This window comes from uncultured Aquincola sp., assembly GCF_964001545.1.
Lineage (GTDB): Bacteria > Pseudomonadota > Gammaproteobacteria > Burkholderiales > Burkholderiaceae_C > Aquincola.
The window spans coordinates 1-2,888 of the sequence record NZ_CAXFDV010000821.1 but is presented as its reverse complement, the minus strand read 5'-3'; the positions used below and the strand labels follow the sequence as shown (position 1 = coordinate 2,888).

The window sequence follows — 2,888 nt, the reverse complement described above, 5'->3', positions numbered from 1 at the left end:
GCATCGACCTGGCGGTGCGCATCGGCGAGCTGGCCGACAGCAGCCTGGTGGCCCGCCGCGTGGCCACCAGCCAGCGCGCGGTGCTGGCCAGCCGCCGCTACCTGCAGTCGCTGCCACGGTCGCTGCGCACGCCGCGCACGCTCGAAGACCTGCAGCAACTGGACTGCATCGTCTACACCGAGCTGGCCACCGGCAATGCCTGGCGCTTCGTGGCCGGGCCCGGTGCGCCGGTGGCCGCGGGCACCGAGGTGACGCTGCGCGCGCAAGGCAGCTTCCAGACCAACAGCACCGAAGCCGTTCGCGCCGCGGTGCTGGCCGGCATGGGCATCGGCTACGTGCCCACCTGGCTGCTGGCCGAAGAACTGGCCACCGGCGAGGTGCGCCAGCTGCTGCCGCACTGGGCCGCACCCGCGCTGCCGCTGCACCTGGTGTGCCCCGCGCAGCGACGGCAGTCGGCCAAGGTGCGGGCCTTCAGCAACCACCTGGCGGCGGCGTGGGCGCAGTGAGAAGCCCGCAGGGTAGACTGCCCAGTCCAGTTAACTGCAGCCCAGCGCCGTGAACCGCCCCTTGCCCGCCAAGCCCGAACCCACCGCCGGACAGGAAGCCGCCGCCCCAGCGCCCGAAAGCAAGCCGCGCCGTGGCCGGCCGCGCGACCCGCGGCGTGTGGAGGCGGTGGTGGAAGCGGCCAGGCTGGCGTTTGCGGCCCATGGCTTCGAACGCACCAGCATGGACGAGATCGCCGCAGCTTCCGGGGTGTCGAAGATGACGGTGTACAGCTACTTTCCCACCAAGGAAGCGCTGTACTCGGCCACGGTGGTGGGCACCATCGACCGCGGCATGCAGACCGAAGCCCTGGCCCGGCTGGACCCGCTTGATCCGGCGGCCGGGTTGCTGGAAATCGGCTTGGCGCTGCTGCAGTTGATGCGCCAGGACGATGTGCTGGGCTGCCACCGCGCCGTGATCGGTTCGGCGGTGCAGTACGGTGAGCTGGCCAGCCAGTTCTTCACGGTCGGCCCCGAACGCATCGTCGCCGATGTGGCGCGCTACCTGAAGGCGGCCCGTGATGCCGGCACGCTGACCCTGCCCCACGTGCACCAGTGCGCAGACCAGTTCGTGAGCCTGTTCCTGGGCCTGGACCATTGGCGCGCCGTGTTGGGCATGGGCAAGCCCCACGCGCGCCAGGACAAGGCGCTGACCAAGGCCAACGTCGACTTCTTCATGCGCGCTTACGGCGCGCGCTGAACGATCTCGGGGCGCAAGGGCCTGGGTCGCCGCGCGTCAAGACGCCACGCGTGACCCGCGGCACCAGGCCTGCAGGCCGTCGGTGTCCAGCACCTCGATGCCGCCATAGCGCAAGGACACCAGCCCCGCGGCTTCCAGGTCGTGCAGCGCCCGCGCCGCCACTTGCCGCGACAGCCCGCACAGCTTGGCGAAGTCTTCCTGCGACAGCCGCAACGGCCCCCGCACCGGCCCGCACAGGGCCGGGTTCACCAGCTCCCACAGGCACACCGCCACCTGCGACGTGGTGGTGTGGATGCGCTGGCTTTCCACCACCGCCAGGAACTGGCCCAGCCGGGCATTGAGCTGTCGCACCAGGAACTGGTTGAAGCCCAGGCTGGTGGCGCACAAGCGGTCGAAGGTGGCCGCGGGCATCAGAGCCAACCAGCTGTCGCGCAGCGTGACGACCTCATAGGGGCGGCGCTCGTGCTTGAGCATCGAGCCTTCGCCAAGCCAGCCGCCGCTGGAGATGCCGCTGAGCGTGGTGAAGCGGCCATCCGCCGAAGCGGTGTTCACCTTGACCATGCCGTCGAGCACGCCGATCCAGTGGCGCGCCGGCACGCCGCTGGCGCAGACCACGGTGCCTGCTTCGAAGTGGCTGACCACCGTCTCACGCTGGGCCTGATGCCACTCCTGCGGCGTGAGCGATGAGACCCACGGCGCCTGCGCCAGCAGGTCATGGGGCTGCGATTCGGGCGCTTGCTGCTGCTTGGACATGGGTGCCATCCGACGGGCGAGGATGCCAGCAACAGGCCCGTCCATCACAAGAGGGGTAAACACCCCTGGGGAAAGCACCGGTCCGGCGGCCCGCCAATTGGTGCGCGCTCAACAATCGGCCGAGGGGCCGGATGACAGACTGCTCGGGCTGAAGTCACACCACAGCCGAGGAGACCACCACATGCGCCGAGACATCACCCGCCCCCCGTTGACCAGGACGCCACTTCAGGCGCCCCTGCTGGCAGCCACCCTGGCCCTCATGGCCGCTGTACTGCCGGGTTGCAACGACGATGACGATGGCGACGACCACACGCCTGCCAGCAACACGGTATCGGCCGAACAGGCCTGCGCGGCACTGGCCGGCAAGTCGATGGCGGGCGCCACGGTGGTCACGGCCGCGGCCGTGCCAGCCAGCGGCCCTGCGCCGATCTATTGCAAGGTCACCGCCACCATGGCGCCCAGCCTCAACCTGGAAATGCGGCTGCCCGAACGCTGGAACGGCAAGCTCTACTACGGCGGAGGCGGCGGCTACAACGGCAGCATCACCGGGCTGCAAGGCGGCAACCTCACGGCCTTGCAGGCGGGTTACGCCACCGTCAACAGCGACTCGGGCCATGCGGACAACGGGTTGTCCGCCAACTTCGCCCTGAACGACACCTACGCGGCCAACCTGTTCGGTTCCTTGTCGGTGCCCACCGTGGCCTCCGCCGCGAAGGAGCTGCTGCAGTCGGCCTACGGCAAGACGCCCGACCGCGCCTACTTCGAAGGCTGTTCCAACGGCGGCCGGGAGGCGTTGATGGCGGCCCAGCGCAACCCCAACCTGTTCGACGGCATCATCGCCCGCGCGCCGGCCTACAACTGGGTGGGCTTCATGGGCCAGTTCAACCGCACCG

General features: G+C 69.7%; 4 protein-coding genes. 3 read left to right on the top strand and 1 reads right to left on the bottom strand.

The annotated features are described in order from the left end of the window. Together ABNT58_RS28515 and ABNT58_RS28510 are read left to right on the top strand one after the other, a co-directional pair. On the top strand, positions 1 to 506 hold a 506-nt coding region (locus ABNT58_RS28515; protein ID WP_348756727.1), incomplete at its 5' end, for a substrate binding domain-containing protein. A gap of 49 nt (positions 507 to 555) precedes the next feature. Further along, positions 556 to 1,242, top strand: a complete 687-nt coding sequence (locus ABNT58_RS28510; protein WP_348756726.1) for a TetR/AcrR family transcriptional regulator — start codon at positions 556 to 558, stop codon at positions 1,240 to 1,242. Between the two features lie 36 nt (positions 1,243 to 1,278). Here ABNT58_RS28510 and ABNT58_RS28505 read toward each other — a convergent pair whose 3' ends face one another. Beyond that, positions 1,279 to 1,995, bottom strand: a complete 717-nt coding sequence (locus tag ABNT58_RS28505) for a Crp/Fnr family transcriptional regulator (protein WP_348756725.1) — start codon at positions 1,993 to 1,995, stop codon at positions 1,279 to 1,281. A 259-nt stretch (positions 1,996 to 2,254) separates the two neighbouring features. Here ABNT58_RS28505 and ABNT58_RS28500 point away from each other — a divergent pair. Then, positions 2,255 to 2,888: tannase/feruloyl esterase family alpha/beta hydrolase (locus ABNT58_RS28500; protein WP_348756724.1), on the top strand; the 634-nt coding region annotated here is incomplete at its 3' end.

Bases quoted from the DNA above. Each gene is read 5' to 3' on its own strand.
- ABNT58_RS28505 (WP_348756725.1), bottom strand. From the start codon at position 1,995: ATGTCCAAGCAGCAGCAAGCGCCCGAATCGCAGCCCCATGACCTGCTG.